Source organism: Arthrobacter sp. ZGTC412, assembly GCF_002929215.1.
Lineage (GTDB): Bacteria > Actinomycetota > Actinomycetes > Actinomycetales > Micrococcaceae > Arthrobacter.
The window spans coordinates 37,209-63,482 of record NZ_PJII01000007.1; the positions used below are offsets into that span (position 1 = coordinate 37,209).

At 66.4% G+C, this 26,274-nt stretch carries 27 protein-coding genes; 15 read left to right on the top strand and 12 right to left on the bottom strand.

Annotation, left to right across the window (positions count from 1 at the left end):
- The first annotated feature begins 1 nt into the window (after nucleotide 1).
- Nucleotides 2–1,510, top strand: coding sequence for a carboxyl transferase domain-containing protein (locus tag CXQ88_RS10485; protein WP_104044115.1), 1,509 nt, complete (start codon nucleotides 2–4; stop codon nucleotides 1,508–1,510).
- Between the two features lie 83 nt (nucleotides 1,511–1,593).
- Here the strand turns inward: CXQ88_RS10485 and CXQ88_RS21770 are convergent, their stop codons facing one another.
- The 5 genes from CXQ88_RS21770 to CXQ88_RS10510 all read right to left on the bottom strand — a co-directional run bounded on the left by CXQ88_RS21770 (nucleotide 1,594) and on the right by CXQ88_RS10510 (nucleotide 5,149).
- Complete coding sequence (locus CXQ88_RS21770; protein ID WP_181037473.1) at nucleotides 1,594–2,043, bottom strand: LapA family protein; 450 nt, start codon at nucleotides 2,041–2,043, stop codon at nucleotides 1,594–1,596.
- Between the two features lie 279 nt (nucleotides 2,044–2,322).
- Nucleotides 2,323–2,526, bottom strand: coding sequence for a hypothetical protein (locus tag CXQ88_RS10495; RefSeq protein WP_104044116.1), 204 nt, complete (start codon nucleotides 2,524–2,526; stop codon nucleotides 2,323–2,325).
- A 110-nt stretch (nucleotides 2,527–2,636) separates the two neighbouring features.
- On the bottom strand, nucleotides 2,637–2,864 hold the full coding sequence (locus CXQ88_RS10500) for a hypothetical protein (protein ID WP_104044117.1): 228 nt from the start codon (nucleotides 2,862–2,864) through the stop codon (nucleotides 2,637–2,639).
- A gap of 133 nt (nucleotides 2,865–2,997) precedes the next feature.
- Nucleotides 2,998–4,422: an amidase gene (locus CXQ88_RS10505; RefSeq protein WP_104044118.1), complete on the bottom strand. Its 1,425-nt coding sequence runs from the start codon at nucleotides 4,420–4,422 to the stop codon at nucleotides 2,998–3,000.
- Nucleotides 4,415–5,149: a peptidase E gene (locus CXQ88_RS10510; RefSeq protein ID WP_104044119.1), complete on the bottom strand. Its 735-nt coding sequence runs from the start codon at nucleotides 5,147–5,149 to the stop codon at nucleotides 4,415–4,417. Before CXQ88_RS10510 ends, CXQ88_RS10505 begins: the two co-directional genes overlap by 8 nt.
- 108 nt (nucleotides 5,150–5,257) lie before the next feature.
- Here CXQ88_RS10510 and CXQ88_RS10515 point away from each other — a divergent pair, with 108 nt between their 5' ends.
- From CXQ88_RS10515 to CXQ88_RS10525, 3 genes are all read left to right on the top strand, one after another.
- Nucleotides 5,258–5,584 (top strand): rhodanese-like domain-containing protein, encoded by a 327-nt coding sequence (locus CXQ88_RS10515; protein ID WP_104044120.1) that lies wholly within the window; start codon nucleotides 5,258–5,260, stop codon nucleotides 5,582–5,584.
- 62 nt (nucleotides 5,585–5,646) lie between these two features.
- Nucleotides 5,647–6,615: a prephenate dehydratase gene (gene pheA / locus CXQ88_RS10520; protein ID WP_104044121.1), complete on the top strand. Its 969-nt coding sequence runs from the start codon at nucleotides 5,647–5,649 to the stop codon at nucleotides 6,613–6,615.
- A gap of 96 nt (nucleotides 6,616–6,711) precedes the next feature.
- Nucleotides 6,712–6,918, top strand: a complete 207-nt coding sequence (locus tag CXQ88_RS10525; RefSeq protein ID WP_104044122.1) for a hypothetical protein — start codon at nucleotides 6,712–6,714, stop codon at nucleotides 6,916–6,918.
- 19 nt (nucleotides 6,919–6,937) lie between these two features.
- Here CXQ88_RS10525 and CXQ88_RS10530 read toward each other — a convergent pair whose 3' ends face one another.
- On the bottom strand, nucleotides 6,938–7,993 hold the full coding sequence (locus CXQ88_RS10530; protein WP_104044123.1) for a diacylglycerol/lipid kinase family protein: 1,056 nt from the start codon (nucleotides 7,991–7,993) through the stop codon (nucleotides 6,938–6,940).
- Nucleotides 7,994–8,084: 91 nt separating this feature from the next.
- On the opposite strand from CXQ88_RS10530, the gene serS reads away from it, so the two are divergent.
- Entirely contained in the window at nucleotides 8,085–9,365 is a 1,281-nt protein-coding gene (serS, locus tag CXQ88_RS10535; protein WP_104044232.1) for a serine--tRNA ligase, read from the top strand.
- A 69-nt stretch (nucleotides 9,366–9,434) separates the two neighbouring features.
- On the opposite strand, the gene CXQ88_RS10540 is transcribed toward serS, so the two are convergent.
- Nucleotides 9,435–10,430 carry a hypothetical protein gene (locus tag CXQ88_RS10540; RefSeq protein ID WP_104044233.1) on the bottom strand — a complete coding sequence of 332 codons (996 nt, stop codon included), beginning with the start codon at nucleotides 10,428–10,430 and terminating at the stop codon, nucleotides 9,435–9,437.
- Nucleotides 10,431–10,710: 280 nt separating this feature from the next.
- Here CXQ88_RS10540 and CXQ88_RS10545 point away from each other — a divergent pair, with 280 nt between their 5' ends.
- The 3 genes from CXQ88_RS10545 to CXQ88_RS10555 all read left to right on the top strand — a co-directional run bounded on the left by CXQ88_RS10545 (nucleotide 10,711) and on the right by CXQ88_RS10555 (nucleotide 12,629).
- Complete coding sequence (locus tag CXQ88_RS10545; RefSeq protein WP_104044124.1) at nucleotides 10,711–11,571, top strand: HAD family hydrolase; 861 nt, start codon at nucleotides 10,711–10,713, stop codon at nucleotides 11,569–11,571.
- A gap of 18 nt (nucleotides 11,572–11,589) precedes the next feature.
- Nucleotides 11,590–11,976, top strand: a complete 387-nt coding sequence (locus tag CXQ88_RS10550) for a hypothetical protein (protein WP_306736713.1) — start codon at nucleotides 11,590–11,592, stop codon at nucleotides 11,974–11,976.
- Nucleotides 11,977–12,044: 68 nt separating this feature from the next.
- Complete coding sequence (locus CXQ88_RS10555; protein ID WP_104044125.1) at nucleotides 12,045–12,629, top strand: histidine phosphatase family protein; 585 nt, start codon at nucleotides 12,045–12,047, stop codon at nucleotides 12,627–12,629.
- 27 nt (nucleotides 12,630–12,656) lie between these two features.
- Here CXQ88_RS10555 and CXQ88_RS10560 read toward each other — a convergent pair whose 3' ends face one another.
- Complete coding sequence (locus CXQ88_RS10560) at nucleotides 12,657–13,544, bottom strand: AEC family transporter (protein ID WP_258061813.1); 888 nt, start codon at nucleotides 13,542–13,544, stop codon at nucleotides 12,657–12,659.
- A 42-nt stretch (nucleotides 13,545–13,586) separates the two neighbouring features.
- On the bottom strand, nucleotides 13,587–14,186 hold the full coding sequence (locus CXQ88_RS10565) for a hypothetical protein (RefSeq protein WP_104044235.1): 600 nt from the start codon (nucleotides 14,184–14,186) through the stop codon (nucleotides 13,587–13,589).
- A 119-nt stretch (nucleotides 14,187–14,305) separates the two neighbouring features.
- Between CXQ88_RS10565 and CXQ88_RS10570 the strand changes: the two genes are divergently transcribed.
- Complete coding sequence (locus tag CXQ88_RS10570; RefSeq protein WP_104044127.1) at nucleotides 14,306–16,687, top strand: phosphoketolase family protein; 2,382 nt, start codon at nucleotides 14,306–14,308, stop codon at nucleotides 16,685–16,687.
- Here CXQ88_RS10570 and CXQ88_RS10575 read toward each other — a convergent pair.
- Nucleotides 16,684–17,436 (bottom strand): DUF429 domain-containing protein, encoded by a 753-nt coding sequence (locus tag CXQ88_RS10575; protein ID WP_104044128.1) that lies wholly within the window; start codon nucleotides 17,434–17,436, stop codon nucleotides 16,684–16,686. The genes CXQ88_RS10570 and CXQ88_RS10575 overlap by 4 nt on opposite strands.
- A gap of 164 nt (nucleotides 17,437–17,600) precedes the next feature.
- Here CXQ88_RS10575 and CXQ88_RS10580 point away from each other — a divergent pair, with 164 nt between their 5' ends.
- On the top strand, nucleotides 17,601–18,440 hold the full coding sequence (locus CXQ88_RS10580; RefSeq protein ID WP_104044129.1) for an alpha/beta fold hydrolase: 840 nt from the start codon (nucleotides 17,601–17,603) through the stop codon (nucleotides 18,438–18,440).
- On the opposite strand, the gene CXQ88_RS10585 is transcribed toward CXQ88_RS10580, so the two are convergent.
- Both CXQ88_RS10585 and CXQ88_RS10590 read right to left on the bottom strand, forming a co-directional pair.
- A complete protein-coding gene (locus tag CXQ88_RS10585) occupies nucleotides 18,371–19,777 on the bottom strand; it encodes a carboxylesterase family protein (protein WP_104044130.1) in 1,407 nt (468 codons plus the stop codon). The genes CXQ88_RS10580 and CXQ88_RS10585 overlap by 70 nt on opposite strands.
- Nucleotides 19,778–19,878: 101 nt before the next feature.
- On the bottom strand, nucleotides 19,879–20,367 hold the full coding sequence (locus CXQ88_RS10590) for an inorganic diphosphatase (RefSeq protein ID WP_104044131.1): 489 nt from the start codon (nucleotides 20,365–20,367) through the stop codon (nucleotides 19,879–19,881).
- A gap of 155 nt (nucleotides 20,368–20,522) precedes the next feature.
- On the opposite strand from CXQ88_RS10590, the gene dacB reads away from it, so the two are divergent.
- The 5 genes from dacB (at nucleotide 20,523) to CXQ88_RS10615 (ending at nucleotide 26,171) form a co-directional block, all read left to right on the top strand.
- Nucleotides 20,523–22,049 carry a D-alanyl-D-alanine carboxypeptidase/D-alanyl-D-alanine endopeptidase gene (gene dacB / locus CXQ88_RS10595; RefSeq protein WP_104044236.1) on the top strand — a complete coding sequence of 509 codons (1,527 nt, stop codon included), beginning with the start codon at nucleotides 20,523–20,525 and terminating at the stop codon, nucleotides 22,047–22,049.
- Nucleotides 22,050–22,245: 196 nt separating this feature from the next.
- Entirely contained in the window at nucleotides 22,246–23,379 is a 1,134-nt protein-coding gene (locus tag CXQ88_RS10600) for a zinc-dependent metalloprotease (protein ID WP_104044132.1), read from the top strand.
- Between the two features lie 92 nt (nucleotides 23,380–23,471).
- Nucleotides 23,472–24,530: a tRNA lysidine(34) synthetase TilS gene (gene tilS, locus CXQ88_RS10605; protein ID WP_181037474.1), complete on the top strand. Its 1,059-nt coding sequence runs from the start codon at nucleotides 23,472–23,474 to the stop codon at nucleotides 24,528–24,530.
- A 30-nt stretch (nucleotides 24,531–24,560) separates the two neighbouring features.
- Nucleotides 24,561–25,112, top strand: a complete 552-nt coding sequence (gene hpt / locus CXQ88_RS10610) for a hypoxanthine phosphoribosyltransferase (RefSeq protein WP_041651844.1) — start codon at nucleotides 24,561–24,563, stop codon at nucleotides 25,110–25,112.
- Between the two features lie 18 nt (nucleotides 25,113–25,130).
- Nucleotides 25,131–26,171, top strand: coding sequence for a LacI family DNA-binding transcriptional regulator (locus tag CXQ88_RS10615; RefSeq protein WP_258061815.1), 1,041 nt, complete (start codon nucleotides 25,131–25,133; stop codon nucleotides 26,169–26,171).
- Nucleotides 26,172–26,274 lie beyond the last annotated feature (103 nt).

Sequence of the window (26,274 nt, forward strand, 5' to 3'; positions counted from 1 at the left end):
CATGCCGACAACCGAAAAAGTTCGGCACCTGAGCGCCACGGAACTGCTGGAAACTGTGGTGGACGAAGGTTCCTTCGTCTCTTGGGATGCGCCGGCGCAGGAGCCCGCGCTGTCGGATGAGTACTTCCGCGATCTGGCCAGAGCGCGGGAACGGAGTGGGACCGATGAATCCGTCGTCACCGGCGCAGGACTCATTCGCGGACGTCGTGTGGCGGTGATCGTCAGTGAATTTTCCTTCCTGGCGGGTTCCATCGGCCACGCCGCGGCGCAGCGGATAGTGGGCGCCGTGGAACGGGCCACCTCCGAGGGGCTGCCGCTCCTGGCCGGCCCTGCATCCGGCGGCACCCGGATGCAGGAGGGGACGCTGGCCTTCCTGTCCATGGTGAAGATCACCGGGGCGGTGCGGGCACACCGCCAGGCCGGCCTTCCCTATCTGGTCTACCTCCGCCACCCCACCACTGGCGGCGTTATGGCCTCGTGGGGATCGCTTGGCCACATCAACGTCGCCGAGCCAGGCTCCCTCCTCGGATTCCTGGGCCCGCGGGTCTACGAGGCGCTGCACGGGGAGGCCTTTCCCGAGAACGTGCAGGTGGCGGAAAACCTCTTCAACAAGGGGCTCATCGACGGCGTGGTGGAACCCGGGGATCTTGCCGATCTGGTGGCCAGGGCCCTGGACATCCTCTGCGCCGGGCGCGGTGCGCGGCCGGAGGCACCCGCGACGATGGTGGTTCGGCCGGCGGCCGTGGATGCCTGGACCTCCATCGGAATTTCGCGGCGCCTCCGCAGGCCTGATCTGCGCATGCTCCTGAAGTACGGTGCCAGCGACACACTGCCGCTGAACGGAACCGGGCAGGGGGAGAAGGACCCCGGGCTCCTGTTGGCACTGGCCCGCTTCGGCGGACAGTCCTGCATCGTCCTGGGACATGCCCGCCCGCTGCGCAGGGACGCGGCCGGCATGGGCCCCGGGTCGCTCCGGGAGGCGCGGCGCGGAATGAAGCTCGCCGAGGAGCTGCGGCTGCCGTTGCTTACGGTCATCGATACAGCAGGAGCAGCGCTTTCGCAGGAGGCGGAAGAAGGCGGGCTGGCAGGGGAGATCGCGCGCTCGCTGCACGAGCTCATTGGGCTGGAGGCACCATCTGTTTCTGTACTGCTCGGCCAGGGTGCCGGGGGAGGAGCCCTGGCGTTGCTGCCGGCCGACAGGACCATCGCGGCCCAACACAGCTGGCTCTCGCCGCTGCCGCCGGAAGGGGCCAGCGCCATCGTCCACCGGACCACCGCCCATGCTCCCGCAATGGCGCAGGCACAGGGAGTGAACGTCGCTTCCCTTTACGCCCACGGACTGGTGGACCACATCGTGGATGAGCGGGACGACGCGTCGCGGGAACCGCAGGAATTCTGCCGGCGGATGGCGCTCGCTATTGAGTACGAGCTGGCATCAGTTGCCGCCACACCCGTGACGGAGCTCGTGGCGGCACGGTCGGCGAAGTACCGGAGCCTGGGCGCCGGCTGACCTGCCTGTCATTCAACGTCCGGGCGTCGTCCCGGCCGAGCTGGTTCTGCTGATGGGCGCAGCAGACTTGGGCAGCGGTCGTGCTATTTCCGCTGCGGGGACCGGGCGCGGTGGGCGTTCCTGCGAAGCTGCAGGATGCGGGCTCCGCCGGCTACGGCAACCAGTACCCCGCCAGTAACACTTGCGATGAATAATGCCATTCCCAGCGGGACGAATCCTTCGAGCCCGAAGTAGCGGACGGCCACCTGGTCCTGGTTCTGCAGGATGAAGATGATCAGCAGGATCAGGAGTACCAGGGCGGCGACGACGGCGGCCCACACCACTCCGGCTCGGGTCACACCCGGCTGGTCAGCGACAGGTCGGGGTGCAGTCGCCGGAGCGGCCTCTGTAGCCGGCGGGCTTACGCCGGTCCCGGGGGCCGGGGAACCAGCGGCGGAGGAGGTCCCCGCCGTAGACGGCGCCTCGGCGTAGTTTCCGTTGCCGGGTTCCGGCTCTCGGTCCGGTGCGGGGGGCGGGTAGTTTCCGGTGCTCATGCTGTTTCCCTTCCTGGGGATGTGAATACTAAGCATGCTTATGGTCCTACCCTAGTAGGAGGTCTTCCTGCAGCACAACGCGGGAGAGGCGCTGTGCCCCGAAAGGCGCCACGTGCCCGCAACGCGGCTTGCGTGTTCCGCCTGCTCGGCGCTCAGATCCCCCGGACCCGTTGTGAGGAGTCCGACGGTCAATCCAGCATCAACACCATGCCGCCGCGCCTCGAAGCAACGGAAGGGCCTCCACTGGAGTCCCTTCCGTTGTCATTTGCAGTGCAGGCGTCAGACCCTCTCCTCGCTCCGTTCAGCTGACGGGGTGCGCGGGGCTGGTGTCCTGCGCCAGTTAGGGAATGCCCAGAACATAAAGTCCTGTGCCTTGACCGGCTTCTCCGGCGTTTCTACCGGGGTTTCCTGCTTGGCCTCGGGCTGGCGGTCAGCTTCTTTTTTGGTGCTCCGCCCGAAGTCCTTGTTGTAGGAATAACACATAACAGGCCTCCTCTTGGTGACTGCCCTTTAATCGTCCTCCTGTTCGCCCACGGAGTCGAGGAGTCCACCCCTGTGCAGATCTGGTGGGGGCAGACCAGGGTGGGTGCAGATTAGGTGCGGCCGGACATGACGTCGTCGGCATCCTGCGGCCGGTGGAACTCGCAGGGCCCGTGGTGCCGGAGCGGGAGAAGGCAGATCCGTCCAGTTGGCAAATGCACCAGTGCACAGCGCCCGGTCCTGGCCAGGTCCTCCCTGACGTTGGCATTGCTGAGGTCAGGCCTGCCTAGGTGCAGCTGGCGGGAGGCATCGCTGGCGGTGGTGGGGCGTTCAGCGTTCATTGGGGCAACTCCTCGTTGAGTATTGGCCTTGGGTGGAACGGAAACCGTGCGGATCCTGCCAGTCTTATGCAATACGGTTACGGCAGAATTAAACCCGCGTTAGATGCAGGTCAACAAGCCCCAGTGCAAAGCTTTAGTACCCCAATCCCCTGGCCACCTGCAGCAGGAGTGCCTCGGAGCCCATGGGCCCTACCAGCTGGATCCCCAGCGGAAGCCCAAGCCCGGGGGCGTTGCCGGTCCAGTGGACGGGAATGGTGATGGCGGGGAGGCCGCACACGTTGACCATCGAGGACCACGGCGCGAATTCGCACTGTTTCCGGTAGTCGCCGTCGGCATCCCCTGCCCACTGCGCCGCCGGCCAGCGGTCGCCGCCATGGGCTGTCCCGGTGAACCAGCCCACCGGGCGCGGAGCCTGGGCGAGCGCCGGCATCAGCAGCAGGTCCCACTGAGCGTACTGCGTCACGGTGTCACGCTGGAACTGCCGCAGGAACGCGAGCGCTTCGTTCAACTTTGCCGGACTGCGCTGTTGGGCCCGACGGCGGAAGGTCCGCGTCAGCGGCGCCAGCAGCGCTTCGCGGTGGGGGCTGATCCTGGCCGCGCCCACCGGCGCCGTCCAGGCGGTGGTGAAGGCATCGGGGTAGCGGTTGTCGTAGCGGATGCCCGCTTCGCTGAGCGAGTGGCCCGCGTGCTCCAGAAGTTTCTCCCCCGTCCGGAGCGCGTCCAGCGCCTCCTGGTCAGGAGTGAACGGAAAGGTGCCGGACCAAGGGCTGTCCAGGGTGACGCCGATCCGCAGCCGCGGCGGCTCCTGGTGCACCCGCGCGAGGTAGCCGCCGTCGCGCACGGACTCAGGCGAGGGGACCAGCGCGTCCGTCATCAGCGCGGCGTCGGCGGCGCTCCGGGCCAGCGGGCCGGCCACGACCAGTCGGGCAGGGTCGCCCAGGCTTTCCCCGGCCGGTACCAGCCCTCGGCCCGGTTTCAGGCCCACCAATCCGCACGCGGCGGCCGGTATGCGAATGGAGCCGCCGCCGTCCGTGCCGGGCGCGAACGGAAGGAGGGCGGCGGCCACCGCCGCGGCGCTTCCGCCGGATGATCCCCCGGAACTTCTGCTGGGTGCGTGGGGATTGCGCGACGGCGGCGCCACGCGGTTTTCGCTGTAGGCGGTCAGCCCGAATTCAGGCACCTGTGTCTTGCCCAGGGAAACCACTCCGGCGCCCTTGAGGAGGGCTACCAGCGGCCCGTCACTGAGTGCGGGCCTGTGGTCCAGGGCAGAACTGCCGTGGGTGGTCACCACGCCGGCCACGTCCGTGAGGTCCTTGAAGGCCAGGGGCATGCCGTGCAGGAATGGCAACTCGCCAGGAGGAACGCTGCTTCGGAGCGCGTCGGCCGCGCGGGCACTGGCCATGGCCTGTTCGGCCGTTACCGTGACAAACGCTCCGAGCAGGGGATTCTGCTGTTCGATCCGGGCCAGGAAATGCGCTGCCGCTTCCGCCGATGAGACCTCCCCTTTCCGGAGACTGTCCCGGAGGGCGACGGCGGAAAGGTCGTGGAGCTCAGCCAAGGTACCGCGGCTCCAAGCGTTCCTCAACAACGCCATCCCCACCCTGGGAGTCGGTGACGATATAGGCGCCCTTGCCGGGGACTTCGGCCACCGCCTCCACCAGTTCCGTGCCGCGGTAAACCAGCCCGACGCCGTCGTCCGTGCAGTGCGTCTCGCCCAGGGTCCCGTCCGCCACCAGCCGGTGAACCAGAGGCCGCCTGCGCTCCTCCGAGTCGTAATGCACGCCGTTGGCGAAGGGCAGGAAGGCCAGGCCGTTGGTTACGGCGCGCAGTTCGGGCCCAAAAGAATCGGTGGTGCCGCCCTGGAACCAGCAGATGGACCCGGCGGACACCCCTGCCAGAACCACTCCGCTTTGCCATGCCTTGTGCAGAATGTTTTCCAAGCCGTGGGCCCGCCACACCGCCAGCAGGTTCACCACCGAGCCGCCGTTCACCCACACGACGTCCTGGTCCAGCAGATGTGCCTCGGGATCAGCATGGTTAGGCATGGTGAAGAGGTTCAGGTGGCTGAAGTCGAACCCCGCCAGCCATGCCGCCTCATCCATTTCAGCGTTGAACGCGCGCTGGTCGCCCGCAGCGGTGCCGATATGCGTCACCTTCGGTGCCCTGCCGCTGACCCCTGAGAGTTCGACGGCGTGGTGCAGCAACCGGTCGAACTTCAGGCGGGTGCGTGTGCCGGGCTTAAAACCGCCCGAGGTTGCAAGAATGGTGGGCTGCTCTGCAGGCAAGGGTTCCTCCTAGGGGTCTTTCCAGAAGCCTAACTTGCTGTACTTCGGGCACGCGGGGCCGTGGGCACTAGGCTTAACGCTGAACCGATCTGCCAGACAGGACTTCACATGAGCGATTTTGATACCGTCCGCGTCAACGACCTTCCTGCTGACGCCGCCATTCTGGACGTCCGTGAGGACTACGAATGGGTGGCCGGGCATGCTGAGGGGGCCCTTCACATCCCCCTGGACCAGCTTCCCGCACGGTTGGACGAACTCGATCCTGACCAGGACCTGTACATCATCTGCCGCACCGGCGGCCGGTCCTTCCGCGCCGCGCAGTGGCTCACGGGCCAGGGCTACACCGCGATCAATGTCTCCGGCGGCATGGACCAGTGGCTCGAGGCCGGCAAGCCCCTGGTCTCGGACAACGGGCTGAAGCCCCTGGTTCTCTAGTACCCGCTTCCGTTTCCGTGTGCCCGCGCCAAGGGCGCTCCCATGCCTCCGAAGGAATACCTATGCCTGCGCCCTCTGCCACCTACGCCTTCCTCGGGCCGGAAGGTACGTTCACCGAGGCAGCCCTGCTGAAGGTTCCGGACGCGGCGCAGGCCCGCCGCGTACCGGCGTCGAACGTGAACGTGGCACTGGACAAGGTGCGGGAGGGGTCCGCTGACGCTGCTATGGTGCCGATCGAAAACTCGGTGGAAGGCGGCGTAACGGCCACCCTCGATGCCATCGCCATCGGTCCGGAACTGCGGATCATCCGGGAAGTCCTGGTGCCCATCAGCTTTGTGCTGGTGGCACGGCCGGGCGTGCGGCTGCAGGACATCCGGCGGGTCTCGACGCATGGCCACGCCTGGGCGCAGTGCCGGCTTTGGATGGACGCGAACCTTTCGGGGGCCGAGTACGTGCCGGGATCGTCCACCGCCGCTGCAGCCATGGGGCTGCTGGACGAGGACTGCCACTACGACGCCGCCATCTGCGCCCCGCTCGTGGCCCAGGAACAGCCCGGGCTTTCCGCCCTCGCGGAGGATATTGGCGATAACCCCGGTGCCGTGACCCGCTTCATCCTGGTCAGCCGCCCCGGCAATCTGCCCGAACGCACCGGAGCGGACAAGACCACCGTTGTGGTGCCCCTGCCCGAAGACCGCCCCGGTGCCCTGATGGAGATCCTGGACCAGTTTGCCAGCCGCGGCGTGAACCTCAGCCGAATCGAATCCCGGCCCACGGGACAGTACCTGGGGCATTACTTTTTCAGTATCGACGCCGACGGCCACCTCGGAGATGCGCGTGTAGCGGATGCCCTGGCGGGACTCCACCGCATCAGCCCGGCCACCCGTTTCCTTGGCTCCTACGCGCGGGCCGACAACCAGGAGACGGTGGTGGAGCCGCATACTTCTGATGATGCCTTCGAAGCAGCGCAGAAGTGGGTGGACGGGCTGCGGCGGCGCCGGGAAACCGGTTCCGCCGCTTCGCCCACAGCGTAGGTAATTGCCCTGCATACCACTTCCGCGGGCTGTGGACAATGCGTATGCTTACTTGATCCACATTGGGGGGATGGCCCTTAACGAAGGGAGCGGGTCATGAGTAGCAGCGGCTCTGACAACGATGGCCAGGGGATGATTGTCAATCCCCGCCCCACCGCCGAAAATCAGGACTGGGACGGCGACGAGGCCGACCGGGCGGACCGCCTCCGCTTCGAAGAGGAGCAGGCCATGATCCGTGAACAGTCGGAGGCCCGGGCCGCCGCAAAGGCCGCCGCCGAGGCACACAAGGAAGCCCACGCCTGAACCTCGTGCGTCAGGCCAGTCAGCCTTGCTCCTTTACCCTGATCAATAACGAACCCGGCTCCACCTGCACGGTCACCTTGGTGGCTTCGCCGGCCGTGTCGCCGTCTAGCTGCGTGGGCATCGGCTCGGGGCACTTGATGACCACCCTGCCCGACCTGTAAACGGTCATGACGGGCAGTTTCCCGCTGTGCTTGAACATGATTTTTACGTACATCAGCACCCAGCCGATCGCACTGCGCGGACTCATCACCACCACGTCCAGCATGCCGTCGTCGATCATGGCCTGGGGAATGAAGTCGATGCCGCCGGGAACCAGGCCGCAATTGGCAAAAAGGATGCTGCGGACGTTCCGGACCTGGTCCGGGCTGCCGTCCATCGAGATGGAGATCTTCTTCCGCCGGCCGGGCAGGTGGCGCATGCCCGCCTCGGTGTAGGCAAGCCAGCCGAACGTCTTTTTCAGCCCGGCGTTTGTGTCGGCCAGGACTTCGGCGTCCATGCCGATACCCGCGATCACCAGGAATGCGTGTTCGGACGAGTGGCCGGTCCAGGAGTTCTCGATGCCCATCCGGGCGGTGTCGATGTAGCGCTGGTGGCCGAAGAGGGCTGTCTGAACGTTGCCGTGGAGGTCGTTGACGTCCAGGTCAACATTGCGGGCCAGGAGGTTGCCGGTTCCCAGCGGGATGAGGCCCATCGCAACACCGGTGCGGGCAAGGGACTCAGCCACCACCCGGACGGTGCCGTCACCGCCGCCCACCACTACGACGTCGGGCTTATGCCCCAATGCCGCCTGCACCTGCGAAAAGCCGGGGTCCTCCGCCGTCGTCTCGTAAAACACTGGCTCGTCCCAGCCAGCCGTCAGGCAGGCGCGCTGGATGGTGGCCTTCGCTTCGCCCGAGCGGGCCTTGATCGGGTTGAGAATCACCGCCACCCGTTGCTGGTTGAGCCCCGGCTCGTGCGCGTCCTCACCAACCGCGCTGCGCATATGAAGCGCCTTAAGCCTGCGGACTCCCCACCAGCTGGAGACCGCGAAGGCAAGCGCCACCGCGATCAGCAGGTAGAGAATCAGGTCGCTCATGGTGGTTCAACAGTATCCCGGCGGCAGGTGCGCCGGTCCCGCCCGCCGGCCGGCCGCCGTCGTACTCCCTCCGATTGGATACCCTTATGTGGTGATCGACGTAAAAGACCTCAGCGAAAACCCGGAGAAGTTCCGAGCCAGCCAGCGCGCCCGCGGCGCCGACGAATCGGTGGTGGACGCGATCATCTCCGCGGACTCTGCACGCCGGGCGGCGCTGATCCGCTTTGAAAACCTCCGCGCCGAGCAGAACGTCTTCGGTAAAAAGGTGGCCCAGGCCAAGGGTGACGAGAAGAAGGCCCTGCTGGCCGAGGTCAAGGAACTGGCCAACTCGGTCAAGGCAGCGTCCGCCGAGGCCGACGCCGCGCAGTCCAAGCAGGAAGAACGGCTGCGCACCATCCCCAACCTCATAGAGGACGGCGTTCCCGAAGGCGGCGAGGACGACTACGTGGTGGTCAAGACCGTCGGCACGCCCCGCGAATTTTCCGACTTCGCGCCGCGCGACCACCTGGAAATTGGTGAGCTGATCGGCGCGATCGACATGGAACGCGGCGCCAAGGTATCCGGCGCGCGCTTCTACTTCCTCCGCGGCGTGGGTGCCCGGCTGGAGATGGCGCTGCTGCAGATGGCAATGGACCAGGCCATCGAGGCCGGCTTCGTCCCGATGATCACACCCACTTTGGTGCGCCCGGAGACGATGCAGGGCACCGGCTTCGACGTAAAGCATGACGCCGAGATTTACCGCCTCGCCGAAGACGACCTCTACCTTGTGGGCACCTCCGAAGTTGCGCTGGCCGGATACCACGCCGACGAGATCCTGGACTTCTCCGCCGGCCCCGTCCGCTACGCCGGCCAGAGCTCGTGCTACCGCCGGGAGGCCGGTTCGCACGGCAAGGACACCCGCGGCATCATCCGCGTGCACCAGTTCAACAAGGTGGAAATGTTCATCTACACCACGGTTGAGGAAGCAGCTGCCGAGCACCAGCGCCTGCTGGCGTGGGAAGAGGAGATGCTGGCCAAGTGCGAGCTGCCGTACCGCGTTATTGACACCGCCGCCGGTGACCTTGGTATGTCCGCTGCCCGGAAGTACGACTGCGAAGCCTGGGTTCCCACCCAGGGGGCGTACCGCGAGCTGACCTCCACGTCCAACTGCACCACCTTCCAGGCCCGCCGCCTGAACATCCGCGAACGCGCGGTGAACTCAGAGGGTGTAGCGAAGGGCACCCGGGCTGTTGCCACCCTGAACGGAACGCTGGCCACCACCCGCTGGATCGTGGCGCTCCTTGAGCACCACCAGAACGCGGACGGCTCGGTCAACGTTCCGAAGGCGCTGCAGAAGTACATCGGCGGGCTCGAGGTCCTCCCGGTCCTGTAGGTTTCCCTGCTATTGGCTTCGCACCCTCCGGTGGACCGTGCACCCGCAAATCTGCGGGTGCACGGTCCGTCAGGGGGTGTTTTTGATTTTGTATCTGCTGTTGGGCAGACCTGCCTGGCGTAGCAGCGCGCCCAGCCGGGCTGCATCGGAGGCCGTCGCCCAGTCCCACCGCACCACTTTGAATCCCGCTGCACGCAGCTTGTCTTCGCGCTTCTTCTCGGCCAACACGGCTTGGCGTGCCGTTTGGTCGCCGAGGTACTCGTCGCGCAGGTACTTCGCGTCGCCGTCGAACTCCCCGATCAGGCGATACTGAGGCCAGAAAAAGTCGGTCCTCGCCAGGAACTGTCCTCCTGCCCGGAAGGTCGCTTGCAGCAGGGGAGCAGGGAATCCCAAGAGGTGCATTTGTGCCCTGCTCAAAGACTCCCCGGCTGACTCAGATTCAGTAGCTGCGAATTCCAGCACCTGCTCAGCCCAGCGTCGTCGCGCTCCTGACGTGAGACGCGATGCATGCTCGAGTAATAAATCTTTGCTCACACGCGGCCCGGAGGTCCGCCGTGCCCCAATGGCATGGTCGGCCAGCACCACCCCGGCTGCGAACTTTTCCTTGGCGATGACCGCCACTACCGTCTCCGGCATAGGCGTTAGTAGCAGCCCTTCGTGCGGGATGGTTTCTCCCTTGGGACGGTGGCGAGCGAGACCGTAAGCAGTGACCCCCTCAAGACCGGACAACCCGGACGGCATCAGAGCAGCGGAGGTAGTGGGCAGGCTGCGGCCGGTATGGCCTCTCGACGCACCGGCCAGGTGGACGTGGCTAGGTACATCAAGCAGTTCCAAGTCCCATAACGAGGCGGCGGTGTTGAGGCAGAACCTGGACTGAGGTAGTTCAAGGTTCACTGCATGGACTGTCTGCCGGTACCTCTCCCAAGGCGCGAGCGAGATCCACTCGTCCTTTGCGGCGTATACGCCTTTCCGGACGCGGACCAGTTCGCCGCGGGCGTATCGCCTGCTGAGGGATCGGGCGTCCCCGGTACTGCGCCGGACATGGCCGGCATCAATAAGTTGCATGCCCTCAGAGTCACCGCAAGCTGGAGGGACGTACAGCTCGATGCTGCTCCATGTGGACAACTACAGATCACCAGGAGCACCGCGAAACGGTCCCTGCACCGGCGCGCTCACCGGTGCCTTGTCTGTGGGCGGGTGCAATTCGCGAACAAGCTCCTGTGTTCAGTACCTGAAGCCGGTTAGCACTCACGCCCGGGACAACGTGTGGGTATTTACCAACTGTTCAATAACACTGTGGCGCGCGTCCTAGGAGGTTTTTGGGGGCGTCTGCTCTACTTGATGGATGACAACGCTGACTGAAACCTCAGTCGCCGGCAACGATGACCGGCGAGAGAACGAAAACAACAACACAGACCAAAAGCTCATGGTCGCCCTGGACGTGGATGGCACGCTGGTGGACCACGACGGGCACATGTCCCCGGCCGTCCGCGAAGCGGCACAGGCAGTAGTAGCCGCCGGGCACGAGGTCATGATTGCCACCGGCCGCTCCCTCAACGCCATGCTGCCCATCATCGAGAACATCGGTATCGAGCGCGGCTACGCGGTCTGCTGCAACGGCGGTGTGACCCTGCGGCTCCACCCGGAGCTTGAATCCGGCTACGAGGTCATCCATAAGGCGACCTTCGATCCGGCTCCTGCGCTCCGTGCACTCCGCGAACGGCTTCCGTCCGCCAAGTACGCGCTGGAGGACGAGGACGGAAACTTCCTTTCCACCGAGCGCTTCCAGGACCCCAGCTTCGGCGTCGAGGCCGTTGGCGTGGACTTCCAGACCATGCTCGAGGCCACTGCCGTGCGGGTGGTGGTCTTCAGCACCGAAAACACGCCGGAAGAGTTCACCGAGGCAATCGAGCACATCGGCCTTGCCGGGGTCACGTACTCGGTGGGCTGGACGGCCTGGCTGGACATCGCCGCTGCCGGCGTGACCAAAGCCAGCGCCCTGGAAAGCCTGCGTGGCCGCCTCGGCATCGAGCCGCACCTTACAGTTGCCGTCGGAGACGGCCGCAACGATATCGAGATGCTCAACTGGGCCGGACGGGGTGTTGCCATGGGCCAGGCTCCCGAGGAAGTGATCGCCGCCGCGGACGAGGTCACCCACTCGGTGTTCGACGACGGCGCCGCGCACGTGCTGCGCAGCCTCCTCTAAGCTGCCGGGGGACTTCCGGTGCTTCTGGTTCAGATTGCGGCCTTGGCCGCCTGCGCGGTACTGGCCGGGCTGGCCGTTTTCCAGGCCGCACTGCTGACCGGTGCCCCGCTCGGCAGGTTCGCTTGGGGTGGCCAGCATAACGTCCTGCCCGCCGGGCTGCGGGTGGGCAGTGCAGTGTCGATCGTCCTGTACGCGGCCTTCGGATACGCGGCGCTCGCCAAAGCAAACATGGTGCCGCCCCTCGGCAATGAGACCGCCACGTCGGTCATCGCTTGGGTCCTGACAGGCTATTTCGTGCTGGGTGTGCTGATGAACGCAATATCGCGGAGCAAACCGGAGCGCGCCGTTATGACGCCGGTGGCGCTTTTACTTGCCATCGCCTATCTGGTTCTCGCCGTCAACTGATCTCCCTGCAGGCAGCTCACTTGAGCCCTGCGTCCAGGGGACGCCCGCCGTCGGGGAGAATGGAAAGCATGACCCTTACGACGTTCGCCCTCATCCGCCATGGCCAGACTGACTGGAATGCACAGCGCCGGCTCCAGGGATCCACAGACATTCCGTTGAACGACGTCGGCCGGGCCCAGGCGCGTGACGCCGTCGCCGTTTTGTCCGCCTACGAATGGGACGCCATTGTGTCCTCGCCGCTGAGCCGCGCCGCCGAGACTGCCGATGTGCTCGCCGCAGGGTTGGGCCTCACCGAGGTCCGCCGCGTGCCGGAGCTCACCGAGCGCAGCTTCGGGCCCGCGGAGGGCATGCAGGCCGGGCCGGAACTGGACGCACTGCGCATTCCCGGTGGTTTCCGCGGCGCCGAAAGCGAGGACGAGGCAGCAGACCGGGGACTGGCCGCGTTGGAGGCACTGGCCGAGGAGTTCCGCGGCCGCCGTCTTCTCGTCGTCGCGCACGGGACGCTGCTGCGCGTAAGCCTCAGCCGTGCAGTCGGGAGCACCCTGAAGAGCATCGACAACGCCGTGCTGAACCTCGCGCACCACCACGCGATCGACGGCTGGCAGCTCGAATACTTCAACGGCGAGCCGGTAATGGCGGCGAGCCAGCGCTGACCCGCGCCAGTGGTCCCGGCCGGGACATTACCCAAAAAGCAGTGCGGCTCCGAGCAGGAGCGGGACGGACAGCACTGTGGTAATGACAGCGGTTGATTGGGCGAGCGCCTGACCGACGTTATAGCGGATGGCATAGAGCACAACGTTTTGTCCTGTGGGGAGAATCGCGCACGCGGTGACGACGAACGTGCTGAATTGGTCCAAGTGAAACACGTGAGCCGCCAGCACCCAGGCCAATGCCGGCTGGACCGCTGATTTCAGCACCACTGCGAGGGTGGTGGGGGCGAAATCGCCGGTACCGCCGCGCAGGCTGAGCCCGTGGAGGGACATGCCGAAAATTATCAGCATGAGCGGGACGGTCATCTGGGCAACCAAGGAAATCGGGGCGAGTACGAGCTCCGGTACTTCCACCTCGAGGGCGCTCAGGAGGATGCCCAGGATGGCGGCGACGGTGACGGGGTTGCGGAAGGGCGTGGTGACGACTTTCAGGACCGACAGCTTGTGTCCCTTGGGGTCTGCCAGGTCGAGGATGGTCAGGGCAACCGGTGTCAGCAAGGCCAGCTGGAACAGCATGATCGGCGTGACGTAAGTGGCGCTGCCCAGGACATAGACGGAGAGCGGGACGCCCAGGTTGGTGGAGTTCACTATCCCTGTGGTCAGCGCCCCGATGACGGTTCGCCGGGTGCCCCACCGGCGCAGTGCTCCAGCCGCGGCGAAGATCGTCATGCAGGCGACGGCAGTGACCACCGAAATAAGGCCAGTGGCGCTCAGTACCTCTGTGATATGCCGGGTGGCGATCATGGAAAACATCAGGCTCGGCAGGCCCACGGTGAACGAGAGGGCCGAAAGAACCTTGGTTCCCTGCTGCCCCAGCACGTTGTAACGGGCCAGCAGGTAGCCCGCAAAAAGCACCATGCCCACAACGAAAAAGCCTTGTAATACACCTTCCAAAAGCCGCTACCGCGCCTCAAGGATCAGCGCCAGCAGCCTGGCTGCAGCCGGCCGGGCCGCATGCTCCTCGTTCCACTGCGCCCGAGCCACTGCCTTGCTGACCGCCTGCGTGGTGATGCCCAGTTCCTGGGCCACGGCCTTCTGTTGGCCGCGGACGCCCGGGGTCAGCAGGTCCAGGACCCGCCACTCGGCGTCGGAACGGTCACGGACGATGTGCCCCAGGAGCCGAAGCACGGCCTCGGCGTCGTGGGCGACATCGGCAAGGGGCCCTTCCACCGCAACCGGAACCCGCTCCTTGCTGTTTCGCAGCCGGTCCACCGCCCGCCGGGCGTACACCAGCCCGTGGCCGGAGGCGTCCTTGATCTGGTTGGGCAACGGCTCGTTGACAGGCCCGACGCCGATCCCGACATACCAGGACCCACAGCGCAGTGCGATCAGCGCAGCCTCCACAGCCTGGTGCGGACAGTCCACGATGCCCTGGACCTCGTCTTCCACTGACCGGTCAAAGTCCAGGCGCGCAGGAATATGCCGCAGGTCTTTGAGCAACTGCGGCACCCGGTCACCATCGCGCCGGCTGTCCGTTTGGTTGATAGTCAGCGTGAACACTGAACCAAAGACTACCCGCTGGTAGCAGAGCGCAGGCAAGCGGGGTTGCCTCGCCCGGAGCCATCTGATGCGATGGACCGACGGCCGCCGTTGGTGGCGAACGCGACGTGAGGATGGTTATGACCAGGAGCATGGGGCAGGACGAACTCGAACTTGTAGACCGCTGGTGGAGCGCCGCCAACTACCTTTCGGTGGGCCAGATCTACCTCCGCTCCAACCCGCTGCTGCGCGAACCGCTGAAGGCGGAACACACCAAGTCCCGCCTGCTGGGCCACTGGGGCACCACGCCCGGTCTGAACTTCGTCTACGCCCACCTGAACCGCGTCATCCGCCGGGACTCCGTCGAAATGCTCTTTGTGGCGGGTCCCGGCCATGGCGGACCCGCCGTCGTCGCCAATGCCTGGCTGGAAGGGACATACTCCGAAATCTACGGCCACGTGGGCAACGACGCTGACGGCATGGCCGAGCTGTTCCGCCAGTTTTCCTACCCGGGCGGCATTCCCAGCCACGCCGCTCCGGAGAGCCCAGGCTCCATCAGCGAGGGCGGCGAGCTGGGGTATTCCCTCGCCCACGCCTACGGCTCGGTGCTGGACAATCCCCAGCTGGTGGCCGCCGTCGTGATCGGCGACGGCGAGGCGGAGACGGGTCCGCTGGCGGCCAGCTGGCATTCGCACAACTTCCTGGACCCGGCCACGGACGGCGCGGTGCTGCCCATCCTGCACCTGAACGGGTACAAGATCGCCAACCCCACCATCCTGGCGCGCATGCCCGAAGCGCAGCTGGAACAGCTCCTGCGCGGCTACGGCCACGAGCCTTACTTCGTCACGGTGAAGGACCCGGACAACACCGGGCAGGCACACCGGGACTTCGCCGAGGCGCTGGAGAGCTGCATGGCCGGCATCCGCGCCATCCAGGAATCCCGGCGGACGCCACCGGCGGGGACGCACGAGCATAAGAGCGAAGCAGCCCGCTGGCCGATGATCGTGCTGCGCTCGCCGAAGGGCTGGACGGGACCCCGTGAGGTGGACGGGCTGCAGGTTGAGGGCACATGGCGGAGCCACCAGGTGCCATTGTCCGAGGTCCATACCAACGAAGACCACCTGCGGCTGCTCGAGGAGTGGCTGCAGTCGTACCGCCCCGAAGAACTGTTCGACGGCGACGGCCGGCTCCGGCCCGACGTCGCCGAGGGTGCGCCCACGGGTGATTTCCGGATGAGCGCCACGCCGCATGCGAACGGCGGCCTGCTGAGGCGCGCGTTGAAGCTGCCGGACTACCGGGACCACGCCGTCGCGGTTGCCCGGGCGGGGACGGAGCGGGTCAGCCCGATGATCACGCTGGGCTCCTGGATGCGGGACGTCATCGAGCTCAACATGGAAACGTTCCGGCTGTTCGGCCCGGACGAGACGGCGTCGAACCGGCTCCAGAACGTTTACGAGGTCACGGACAAGGTGTGGCAGTACCGGATTGACGACGTCGATGAGCACCTTGCGCGTTCCGGCAGGGTGATGGAGGTGCTCAGCGAACACCTGTGCCAGGGGTGGCTCGAGGGTTACCTCCTGACTGGCCGGCACGGCGTCTTCAGCTGCTACGAGGCTTTTATCCACATCGTCGACTCGATGTTCAACCAGCACGCCAAGTGGTTGAAGGTGCACCGCAAGCTGCCCTGGCGCCAGCCGGTGGCCTCGCTGAACTACCTGCTGTCCTCGCATGTGTGGCAGCAGGACCACAACGGGTTTTCGCACCAGGACCCCGGCTTCATCGACCACGCCGTGAACAAGAAGGCCGAGGTCATCCGGGTGTATCTGCCGCCGGATGCGAACACGTTGCTGTCCGTGATGGAGCACTGCCTCGCGTCCACGGACTACGTGAACATTGTGGTCAGCGGGAAGCAGCCCTCACCCACGTGGCTTGGGCCCGCTGACGCCGCCACCCATTGCCAGCGGGGGCTGGGCATCTGGGAGTTTGCGGGGTCCGAGGTCCCTGGGGAGGAGCCCGACGTCGTCCTCGCCTGCGCCGGCGACGTGCCCACGGTGGAGACGGTGGCCGCAGCCGAGCTGCTGAAGGCAGGCGCGCCGGGGTTGAAGGTCCGCGTGGTGAACGTGGTCGACCTGATGCGGCTTCAGGACGAGGGAGAGCACCCGCACGGCCTTCCGGCACGGGACTTTGACGGAATCTTCACCGCGGACAAGCCCATCATTTTCGCGTACCACGGCTATCCGTCGCTCATTCACCGGCTGGCCTACCGCCGCAGCAATCAGGAGGGCCTGCATGTGCGCGGCTACAAGGAGGAGGGCACCACCACCACGCCTTTCGACATGGCCATGCTGAACGGCATCGACCGGTTCCAGCTGGCCATCGACGCCATCGACCGTGTGCCGGGCCTGGCGGAGAAGCACTCGATGCTGCGGCAGGAGCTTCAGGACAGCAGGATCCGCGCCCGCGAGCACACCCGTACCCACGGCGAGGATCCCGAGGAGATCAGGAACTGGAAACTCGGCTAGGCGGTAAGTCCGGACAGTCCGCCCTCGGGCAGGTGGATCCAGCCCTCGCTGCGGGCCGCTTCGGCGTGGGCCTCATCAGGGCGAAGTGTCCGGCCGACGGCGGCGGCGCGAACGGTGAGGGAAGCGATGACGGCGTCGAACAGGTCGTCTGAGCCGGCCAGCCGCTCCTCGTGGCCGGCAAGGTCCAGCCAAGGTGCCTGCTCCCGCAGGTTCGCGAGCAGCACCGAAAGGCGTTCGGCTTCGGTGCTGCCGCGCCCTTTGTAGCCGCGGGCGTTCAGTCCCCAGAGCTTCAGCGACGCAGCAGGGTAGACCTCGGCCAATTGCCCTGATCCGTCCCTCGGCTGGGCACCGTGGAGGCCTGCGATCTTCGCCTGGACCACCGCGCACCTCATGGCCGGGTGGGCCAGGCGGTCCGCCGAGACGCTGAGCGGAATCAGGCCTGTATGGGCAGTAACGAAGCGGTCCGTGTCCCTGTATGCCAGCAGGCGCCTGCCGGCGATGCCGTCGTGTGCCAGGACGGGGCCGGCGTCGAAGTTCTTGTGTCCGGTCAGGAACGGGATCAGGGCCTCCGGCCAGCCCACGGGGCAGTCGATCCCGGTCATGTCGGTGACACCGAACAGATCCACGATTTCGTGGTCATCCACCTCGAGTGCGAGGTGTACCAACCGCGCGGAGCCCTCGCCCCATTCAATGACCGCCACGGCCGTCTTTTTGGCCGCTGCCGCAAGGTCAACCCCCAGCGTCTTCACGGACCAGACTTTACCTCGGCTGCCAGCGGGCAGGCTGCCCCGCGTCCGGCTGCAGTGGGCCTTGTATTGCGCCAAGGGACGCCGGGGATGACTCCCGGCCCCGGTTCTGCAACGCTGGTGCCTGGTGGGCCACCCGGCAGACCACGCCCGAAAGGACCATCCGCATGCCATGGCTTGATGTGCTCGGCAACGACATCCACTACACGGACGCCGGCCAAGGGCAGCCAGTGGTGTTGCTGCACGGCCACGCATCGGCGGCGGCTTGCTGGGAGCCGATCATCGCTGAACTGGAGCAGGACTTCCGGGTGCTGGCGTACGACACCTACGATCACGGCTGGTCCTCCAACTCGCCGCGGCAGGGACCGTTGGTTGACCGGGCTGCGGAGCTGGACCACTTTCTCAACTCGCTGGGCTTGGAGAACCCTGTGATTGTGGGGCAGTCCATGGGCGGCATGACTGCGCTTCGGTGGGCCGTCCGGAATCCCGGTGGTGCCGCTGCCCTCGTGGTGTGCGGCATGGGCTGGCCGCTGGTGGTGCCGCCTCCCGGACAACCCGGCCAGCCGGAGGATTTCGAAGTGTTCAGCTCCCTGGACTCCGACGAACGGATCTGGCTGGGCGTTGGAAACTCGTTCACGGATCGCTGGCTCGCGGAGAACCCGAAGGACCACGCCCGCTACATCAGGGTGCGTTCCACCGCCACTGCCATTGAAGCCGCGCGCCACCCGCGCAGTCTCGAGCAAAGCCAGGGGGAGTTCCTGAGCGCCGAGCCGTTGGACGTTGACTGGTTCCAGCAGGGACTGGAATCAGTCACCAGCCCGCTGACTGTACTGATCGGAGACGAGGAAAGGCCACGCATCCGCCGCGGCGCTGAACACGTTGCCGCCACGGTCCACGGAGCCCATCTCCTGGTAGTCGAGGACGCCGGCCACAACGCCTACTTCCAGCGCCAGGACATCCTGGTGGAAGCCATCCGCAACACGGTCGCCAGTACGCCGGGACGCTGACGCGCCGCGGGCCGCCCTGATGTGAGCTTGAGGGCACCCGGAATCCCGCCCTTCCCGCCAAGGTCTTCTCCCCTGGCAAAGGCTGCCCACAAGCTCCTCAACTCCCGCCCCACTGCGTTCACGTCCTCCCAGTTGGCTCCCGCAATCAGCCCCACGCCATCCCACGTGTTCCGGTTGCCGAAAAGGAGCGGCAGGTCGATAGTGTGCGCGGCGCCGAACATGTTGCCGGGCGCGTGCCAGTGCAGCACGTAGCGGTGGGCCTTTCCGCCCGCCTGGACATGCCGCCGGGCGAATTTCCGGCCCGCCCTGCCATAGACGGTCTCCGTGACCACCCAGTCGACGGCCCGGACAGCGGCGCCACCCGCAAGGGGAATCCGGGCCAAACGGCTTAGGTACGGGCTGCGCGGCAGGAACAGCCGCGCCTCCTCCGACGTGTGCCCGATCAGTACTTCAATGCCGGGGGCAGAGCGGTTCCAGGCGGGTTCAATGTCCGGTTCTTCCGGCAACGGCTCGTGCCCGTACTGGGTCCCGAACGGCATGGCAGCCAGCATTCCGAATTTCCGCGCCACCTGCGCTACATGATCCTCTCGTTCCACTACTTCCATCGCAGGAGTTTCCTCGGAGACCGCTTCGGCGGCGATGCCCATGGCGTGGTTCATCCTGGCCCGTCCGCGCGAGATACCCAGTGGCGCGCTCTGGATGATGGCCCGCTGGAACAACGATGGTGCTTCCGGGGTGGCCATAAGATGGGCGATGGCATCGCCGCCGGCGGACTGGCCGAAGGCGGTCACGCGGCCGGGGTCGCCGCCAAATGCGGCGATGTTCCGCTGCACCCAGCGGAACGCCTCGAGCTGGTCCAGCAGGCCCAGGTTGCCTGGCCGGCCCGAGCGGGTGGCCAGGAATCCGAACAACCCCAGCCGGTAGGTCACGGAAACCACCACCACACGGGTCTCGGCCACCAGTACGGCCGGGTCGAAGATGGCCAGGTCGCCCGATCCCGTGGTGTAGGAACCGCCGTGGATCCATACCATCACGGGCAGCTCCTCCCCGGCGGCGAGGTCCGCCGGCATGGTGATGGACAGGTTCTGGCAGTCCTCGCTGCCCGGAAGTTCCCCGTAACGGGTGCCCAGGACGTCGTCGAGGAAGGGCACCGGCCCCTGCGGACAGGCGGGAGCCAGGGAGGTTGCGGCCAATGGCCTACTCCAGTCCGACGCTGGGACAGGAGCCTGGAAACGCCCAGCCTTGGCGTAGGGGATGCCGGTGGCCCGGATAACGTCGCCGTCCCGCCAGCCGGTGACGGGGCCGCAGGGCGGGGTGAAAGTTGGTGCGGAGTTCACGCACCAAGAGTTTCATATCTTGCTGGGAGGTCATGACAGACGACGACGGCGGGTGCCCGGCTCGCGCGAACCGGACACCCGCCGTCGGTGTGACTACTAAATCAGTGGCCCGTGGGCACGTAGCGCTTGATGGAGGCTTCCAGCTCGGCTTCGGCGGCGGCACGGTCGCCCCAGCCCTCGGCCTTGACCCACTTGCCCGGCTCCAGGTCCTTGTAACGGGTGAAGAAGTGCTCGATTTCCTTGATCAGGAAGTCGCTGACGTCGCTTACTTCCTGGATGTGGTCGAAACGGGCATCGACCGGGACGCACAGGACCTTGGCGTCTCCGCCGCCGTCGTCGGTCATGTTGAATACGCCGATGGGGCGGGACTCAACAATGACGCCCGGGTGCAGGTCGAAGTCCTGCAGGAGCACCAGTGCGTCCAGCGGGTCGCCGTCCTCGCCCAGGGTGTTTTCGAAGAACCCGTAGTGCGTGGGGTACTGCATGGAGGTGAAGAGGACGCGGTCCAGGCGGACGCGGCCGGTCTCGTGGTCAACTTCGTACTTGACGCGTGATCCCTTGGGGATCTCGATGGTCACGTCATGCTTCATGGAATGCTCCTCGGCAATTGCAGGGGGTTCGCGGCACACTTGACGGCTCACCACATAGGAGTGTCCGTGCCGCCGACTATTATTGAGGATATAGCGAGAGGCCCTGGAATCAGGAACTTGTGGGGATATTTCAGGACTTGAGGACCAGCACCAGCATGACCAAACCAACTGCCGCGGAACCTGGGCTGGAACATGTCCGCCACAGTGTCCGTGCCGGCGTCACCGGCCTGCGGCGGTCCTGGCCAACGTTTTTGCTGACGGCGCTCCTGGTGGTCCTCCTGGTCCCTGCGGCACTGCTGGTCGCCCCGGGTTTTCTGGGGCCCGAACCCCCTGCGCCCCCTCCACCGGTACCGGCATGGCAGCAGGCTCCAACCACGTTGGCGCCTGAGCAGGGACTTGCCCCGCTGGATGACGGAGCTGCGCTCCCGCTGGCGTCCAGCGTCACTGCGCAGTTGGAGCCTCTGTTGAAGGCCGACGGCGGTGGAACGTTCACGGGGCTGGTACAGGATGCGCTGACTGGGCAGGTTCTCTTTGACCGTGGCGGTTCCGAGAACAGGGTGCCGGCCTCCAACCTGAAGTTGTTGACGGCGGTGGCTGCCCTGCGCTCCCTTGGTCCCGAGCACCGGTTTACCACCTCCGTCATTGCAGGTCCGGCCGCCGGGCAGATAGTGCTCGTCGGGGGCGGCGATGTTCTCCTTACGGGCGGGGATTCGAACGTGGACCAGGTAATGGGCCACGCCGGCCTTGCCACGTTGGCAGCCGCGACTGTCGAGGCACTAAAGGCCGCCGGAACTGCGGGGAAGATCCAAATCCTTGTGGACGATTCAGTGTTTTCCGGTCCGGCCCTGAATCCGGCTTGGGAAACCGGGGACGTGGCCGCCGGGGAAGTGGCGCCGCTGTATCCCCTGGCGCTGAACTCGGCCCGCTACGATCCCGACGTCACTACCGGCCCACGCCCGCAGGACTCCGCAATCACAGTGGCGGAGGAGTTCGCGAGCCGGCTGCGGGCGGCTGGTGCGGCTGCGGGGCTGACCACGGCCGCCGCCGTCGAGCGTTCCCCGCGGCCGGGGCAACCCGCGGGTGAACCAACGGAAGATGCTGCAGGGGAGCCGGCGGTCCTGGCCGAAGTGGAGTCGGCCACGGTGGCCGAGCAGGTGGACCTTATGCTGCAGGAATCGGACAACTACCTCGCGGAAGTCCTCGGACGGATGGCCTCGGTAGCGGCGGGCCAACCGGGCAGCAATGACGGCGCCACGGCTGCCGTCCGCGCGCAGCTCGCCGACGCTGGAGTTCCCGCCGATGCCATGAATCTCGTTGATGTGTGCGGCCTTGCAATGGGCAACCAGGTCTCAGCCCGGCAGTTCGCCGAAGTGGTACGGGCCATCACCGCCGGCACTGACAGCAGGCTCCGCTCGGCGCTGGACGGCTTTCCGGTGGCCGGCCTCACCGGAACCCTGGATACCCGCTACGGCGATGACTCAACAGCCCGGGGCGCAGGGCTGGTCCGGGCCAAGACCGGCACCTTGAATTCGGTGCTGGCGCTCAGCGGCTACGTGGTTGACGCCGACGGCCGCCTCCTGGTCTTCTCCTTCATTGGCAACGGGCTTACACCGGGCGCCGCGGGCAACAGAGTGGCTTTGGACCGCGCGGCTACTGCGCTCGCGGCCTGTGGTTGCCGGTAGCGCTGCCGCTGTGGTTTCTTTCTGGCAGGCGCCGGAGCGCGGCTCTGCCCCGCATGAAGAATTCCGGCCAGCACCGCTCGTGGGGTTCCGGGCCGTTCCTAAGGGGTCAGCGGGCCGGGGGAGCCGGGGGCTGCCGAGGTTCGCCGGTCAGCGAACTTAAGGACTATCCCCGGCCTGCTGTGTTCTGATGGGAACTATGGAGTCCACTGCAGGTGAGTCGTCAGCCCAGACGTTGTCCAGCCAGGCATCGTCCCTGATCAATTGGGACCTCGCCGCCTCCACCGCGGCGCGGCTGGCTCCTGCCGGCCCGGTGCTGAGCCACGGCGCCATCGGCGACGCCGTGGAAAGCCTGCGCCGGCTCGCCGACGCCTCGGTAGAACATGTCCACGAGATCACCGGGCTGGAAGCGGCGCGGGACCTCCGCGACTCCACCGTGCTGGTGGTGGACCGTGCCTCGTGGGCAAAGGCCAACACCCAAAGCTTCGCGGTAATGCTGAAGCCCGCCATGGAAAAGATGCTTGAAAGCCGGCGCGGCACGTTGAGTCCCGCAGCCGCCAGCGTCAGCGGCGCCATCACCGGCAGCCAGTTGGGTGCCGTCTTGGCCTTCCTGTCCAGCAAGGTCCTGGGCCAGTACGATCCCTTTGCCGCGCTCGCCGAAGGCTCCACGGCGCCGTCGGGTGGCCGGCTGCTCCTGGTCGCGCCCAATATCGTGGCCGTGGAGCGTGAACTGAACGTCGCCCCGGAGGATTTCCGCCTGTGGGTGTGCCTCCACGAACAGACGCACCGGGTCCAGTTTGCGGCCGCACCCTGGCTGCGGCACCATATGCTCGAACAGATCGACGAACTCAGCGCACACCTGCTGGGCAACGTTGACACCCTGATGGAGCGGGCCACCGCCGCTGCCCGCTCACTGAAGGACCGCACCGGCAACGGTAATGTGCCGGGCCGCGGCGCCATCCTGGACCTCCTGCAGGACCCGGAGGAGAAGGCTGCCATCTCGCACCTGACCGCCGTGATGAGTCTCCTCGAGGGCCACGCCAACGTGGTGATGGACGCCGTTGACGCCAGCATCGTGCCGTCGGTGAAAACCATCCGGCAGCGGTTCAACGACCGCGGCAAGGACCGCGGCGTGGTGGAAAAATTCATCCGCAGCCTGTTGGGCCTTGACGCGAAAATGCGCCAGTACTCCGATGGCGCCCGGTTCGTCCGTGCCGTGGTGGACGTCGCGGGAATGGATGGCTTCAACAGGGTGTGGGAGTCGGCGGACCACCTCCCCACCGAACCGGAAATCCACGACGCCAAGCTGTGGCTTGAGCGGATGGGACTCTGATTAACACCGCTCCCCAACCTGGCCAATCCGCCCAACCCAGCGGACGACGCCGGCCCGGAAGGTTGGCGCCCGTCGTCGGCGCAGCGCGCAAAATGCTGCAGGACGCCCTGGTCCAGGCCGGTTATCCAAAGCACGTCCTCGTGGCGTGCAGTGGCGGCCCGGACTCCCTCGCCCTGGCATCAGTGGCCGCCTACTTCGCCCGCCGCGGGCATGTTGACGGCCACCCCATCACTGTGGGCGCCGTGGTGGTGGACCACCAGCTGCAGGAGGGTTCGGCCCAGGTGGCGGCGGAAACAGCGCGCGTCCTGCAGGATCTGGGTCTTGCCCCCGTGGAAGTCCGGACCGTAACGGTGGCTGGCGCAGGCCTCGGCCCGGAAGCTGCGGCGAGGGAAGCCCGGCACGCAGCACTTGAAGCTGCCGCAACGAATCAGCAGGCTGACGCCATCCTGCTGGGCCACACCCTGGACGACCAGGCCGAGCAGGTGCTGCTGGGCCTGGCCCGTGGTTCGGGTACCCGTTCGTTGGCCGGGATGCGGCCCGCCCGCGGCATGCTGCTGCGGCCGTTCCTGGGACTTCGCCGGGCTGACACCGAGGAGATCTGCGCCGTCGAGGAACTGCAGCCGTGGCACGATCCCAGCAATTCTGACCCCGCATTCGCCCGCTCACGGACCCGGGTGGAAGTGCTGCCGCACCTCGAGGAGAAGCTGGGGCCCGGCGTCGCGGAATCCTTGGCCCGCACCGCCTCCATCCTGCAGCTCGACGCCGACTACCTGGAGGATGTGGCAGAAGCCACCTTCACGTCATTGGTGGAGCGGGACGGCCGGGAATTGAACCTTCCGGAGGACGCGTTGCGCGCCCTGGCCCCCGCCATCAGGTTCCGTGTGATCGCCAAGGCAGCGGCCGACGTCGGCGGGCAGCAGCCCAGCTACCAGCGCCTTCTGGCGGCGGAAGCGCTGCTGCGGCGGCAGGGCTCGGCAGGCCCGGTAGAGCTGCCCGGGGGAGTGAACGTGTACAGGTTGTCGCTCGCGCAGCTGGAAGACGTTCCGGCCGCGGACCGCCCTGCCGCTGCGGATCAGGGCACACCCGGTCCCCGCGGAGGCGCGCGCTGTGGGAAGCTAGTATTCCGGCCTCAAAAACCGCCCGCAAAATAGTCGCACCCCGCATCTACACAGGAGCCATTGGTGGATTCAAACGACGTCCAGGCAGACCTCAAGCACGTTCTCTACACCAAGGAGCAGATCCAGCAGCGGATCACCGAGCTCGCTGCGCAGATCGACAAGGACTACGAGGGCCGCGAAATCCTCATCGTGGGCGTCCTCAAGGGCGCTGTTATGGTCATGGCTGACCTTGCACGTGCACTCCACAGCCACATCTCCATGGACTGGATGGCCGTTTCCTCCTACGGCTCCGGCACCCAGTCCTCCGGCGTTGTCCGGATTCTGAAGGACCTGGACACGGACCTTATGGGCAAGGATGTGCTGATCGTCGAGGACATCATCGACTCCGGCCTCACGCTGTCCTGGTTGAAGACCAACCTGGAATCGCGCGGCACCGCCTCGGTTGAAATCTGCACGGCTTTCCGCAAGCCCACCGCCGCGAAGGTGGAAATCGACGTTAAGTACGTTGGCTACGACATCCCCAACGAATTTGTGGTGGGCTACGGCCTGGACTACGCCGAGAAGTACCGCAACCTCGACTTCGTGGGAACCCTCGCTCCGCACGTTTACGAGTAGGCTGCGCCCCACGCCACCTTGCGCAAAAACGTTGGGATAAGGGACGTGGCCCTCGCCGCCGGGGTGTCCGTCACCACCGTTTCCCACGTCCTGAACGATGTTGCCCACGCACGAATCAGCACCGAAACGCGGGACAAGGTGCGGTCCGCCGCCCGGCAACTGGGTTACGGGCCGAACCGCCTTGCGCAGGCCCTCCGCAGCAGGCGCACCGGGATTCTCGGGCTGGTCAGCGAAAATATTGCCACCACGCCGCACGCCGGGCGGATCATCCTGGGTGCTGATGATGCTGCCCGGGCCCGCGGCTACACCCTGATGGTTATCAACACGTCCGGAACGGCAAGCCCGGCCTCACGCAAAGCGGACGTGGAGACGCTGCTCGAGCGGCAGGTGGACGGCATCCTTTACGCCACCATGTACCACCGGACCGTGGATGCCCCGGTCAACCTGTGCAAGGTGCCGTCTGTCCTCGTCGGTGCCGTCAGCGCCGGTGAAGGCTTCCCGTCGGTGGTCCCGGACGAGTACGCCGGCGCGCGCACCGCCGTCGAAACCCTGCTTGCCGCCGGGCACACCCGTATCGGCTTCATCAACAACGCCGCGGCCGCACCCTCAACCCGTGCACGGCTCTGCGGCTTCCGCGGAACCCTCACCGGCGCTGGGCTCGACGGCGGGACGGCACCTGTGGAGGCAGCCTCCCCAGATGCAAAGGGGGGATACGAGGCCGCACGCAGGATCCTCGAAGGCGCCAACCCTCCGTCGGCCCTGTTCTGCTACAACGACCGCATGGCGATGGGTGCCTACCGTGCGGCGGCGGAGTTGGGTTTGGCCATCCCCGGGGACCTCTCCGTTGTTGGCTTCGACGACCAGGAACTGATCGCTGCCAACCTGCACCCCGGGCTGACCACCGTTGCCCTGCCCCACTATGAGATGGGTTCGTGGGCCGCTGAACGACTGATCGAAACGGTGGAAGGAACGACTGGGCAGGGCGGGGCGGTCCCGGAACCAGTCCTGCTTGGCTGTCCCCTGGTACCCCGCGGCTCCGTGGCCGGGCCCGGGATCTAAGCCCAGCGCGGGCCCCGGCCCGGGCGGCGACGGCCACTACGCCCAGAGGGAACTTTTGCCCCGCACCATGCGTGATCTACTCCGGACGGTGTATAGCTAGAAG